A 1,685-nucleotide genomic window follows, 5' to 3' on the forward strand; every position below is an offset into this window, starting at 1 on the left:
CCGTCGGCCCGCAGCACGGTACGTGCTTTATCTTGCAGTAGTGGGTGGATCTGACTCTGCTCGAGCATCATGCGCTCATCTGACCATCCTTCAAGCTGCAATCGATCATCGTCGTCAGCGTGGCAAAGCGAGCATCCAGGGCCATGCAGTAGTTCGCGCTCGGATGACGCAAATCGCGTCAGCGGCGCATGCCGGTATCGGGTCGGCGGGGCTCAGGCCTCAGGCACTCCCGCGTCGTGCTGTCGATCGGGTAAGGATCGGGACGACATGCAAGATAGCGAACTCACCGCCGGTCTTTTGCTCCTGGTCGCTCGTCTGCCGGACAGGCCGGGACGAAACTCGATGCGTGGAAGCGAGAGCCGAGTTACGTCGACGGCAACTCAGCCTGACGCGTGAAGCGGAACTCCGAACCATCCAGCCACATCCGGTGCAGGATCGCGGCAAGCTTGCGAGCGACGGCAATCGCGGCTCGCTTCATGCCGCGCTTCTTCGCCAACCTCAGGCCCCAGGACTTCAACGCTGAGTTGAGTTTGGAGCGTATCATCATGGATCGTGCCGCCTCAAACAGCAGGACGCGAACCTCTCCATCGCCCCGCTTCGAGATCGATCCCTGAATGTCGATGGCTCCCGACTGGTAGCGTTGAGGCGTCAGGCCAAAATGCGCGCCCAATGTGCGTGATCGCCGGAACCGTGTGGGATCATCGACAGAGGCCTTGAAGGCGACAGCGGTCACCGGTCCAACGCCAGGAACCGTCATGAAACGCCGGCAAACAGGATCATGCACGGCGAGACGTTCAACCAGCTTGTGCATGGCGTTGAACTCGGCCAGTAGCGCGTCGCGAGCCCGGAGCATCGCGTCAGTGAGACCCATCAGGAGCGGATCGTCGCCGGCGGCTTCTTCGATCGCCTCCCGGAACTGCCCTCGCCCGGCCGCATGAAGTCGGATCCCGAAAGCCTTCAGCGTCTGGCGCAGGGCGTTCTCGATATCGACGGCCTTACGCTTGAGCGCGCGGCGGTGCGCCAGCAGCAGCCGCATTCGGTGCGCCTCATCGCTTTTGACGTGGACCGTCTTGCACCAGCCCGACCGCAGGAGCTGGGCGATGCCGAGCGCGTCGTTGCGATCCGTCTTGTTGCGCTGGGCCGCCAGCGACGCGCGGGTGTGCAGCGCTTCAAGACAGACGATCGGCAACCCTGCCCGCTGCAACTCCTTGTGCAACCAGGGCGAGAGCGATCCTGTCTCATGACCAACCTTGGCCAGCGATCGGCGCCATGGCTTTACGGCTGCATAAATCTCGAGCGGATCGGTAGCGACGTCCGTCTCAAGGACGACCTCGCCATCCTCAGACAAGACGCAGACTGAGGTCTTCTTCGTGGAAACATCCAGGCCGACGTAGTGCTTCTCCATGACAGCTCTCCGGGACAGGCCGCAGCCCCGATGGCCACGGATTACCTATCCTCGCAGAGCCTTGGTCGCTCCAGCCACTGCCCTCTCGCCCACCCGGGTGACGGCATTCCACCGCACCCTCCCCACCCACCTCACTTCGCGCTCTACCCACCCTCCACCGCAATCCGCCGCGCGCTCTCACTTTGCCACACGCCACTGCATGCGAGGCCAGCCATCCAGCTGGGGAACGACAGCAACGAGAGCGACAAGCGCCGCTCTCGCCGCGCCCGCGTCAGGCCAT

The 1,685-nt window shown here is 63.4% G+C and carries 1 protein-coding gene; it reads right to left on the bottom strand.

Going from position 1 to position 1,685, the window contains the following annotated elements:
* Window positions 1-364: 364 nt before the first annotated feature.
* The gene (locus QZV94_RS24920; RefSeq protein WP_293683149.1) at window positions 365-1,405 is read right to left on the bottom strand and encodes an IS110 family transposase; all 1,041 of its coding nucleotides are present in this window, start codon (window positions 1,403-1,405) and stop codon (window positions 365-367) included.
* Window positions 1,406-1,685 lie beyond the last annotated feature (280 nt).

Origin of the sequence: uncultured Phenylobacterium sp. (assembly GCF_902826855.1) — a bacterium.
Lineage (GTDB): Bacteria > Pseudomonadota > Alphaproteobacteria > Caulobacterales > Caulobacteraceae > Phenylobacterium.